Below are 304 nucleotides of genomic sequence, written 5' to 3'. Positions count from 1 at the left end.
GTGGGACTTTGACCGGTTGCAGCAGTTTTTCAGCAGAAGCTGCGAAAGGCGCTCCGTCCTGAGAGGAGTCAACGCGAGGAGATCGAGCGGTTCGTCGTTTCGTGAAACGATGAGCTACTCGTTGAAGAGATCGGAATGAGAACCGGTTCGTGCAAGCTGCAGTTCGCCATTCGCGACGCGATAGATCAAAAGCCAATCCGGTTCGATGTGAGCGTCGCGATAGCCTTCCAGTCGCCTTTCAGCGGATGGTCCTTGTAGATCGGCGGCAGTTCATGTTCGCCGATCAGGAGACCTAATATCTGAC

The 304-nt window shown here is 54.6% G+C and carries 1 pseudogene; it reads right to left on the bottom strand.

What is annotated here, in order from left to right:
- Positions 1 to 114: 114 nt before the first annotated feature.
- Positions 115 to 304, bottom strand: a pseudogene (locus EN808_RS37905) (type II toxin-antitoxin system YafQ family toxin); the annotation flags it as partial.

The organism is Mesorhizobium sp. M8A.F.Ca.ET.165.01.1.1 (genome assembly GCF_004792065.1).
In the GTDB taxonomy this organism is placed as follows: Bacteria; Pseudomonadota; Alphaproteobacteria; order Rhizobiales; family Rhizobiaceae; genus Mesorhizobium.
The sequence above is the reverse complement of the archived record's forward strand: the minus strand, read 5'-3'. Positions and strand labels throughout refer to the sequence as shown.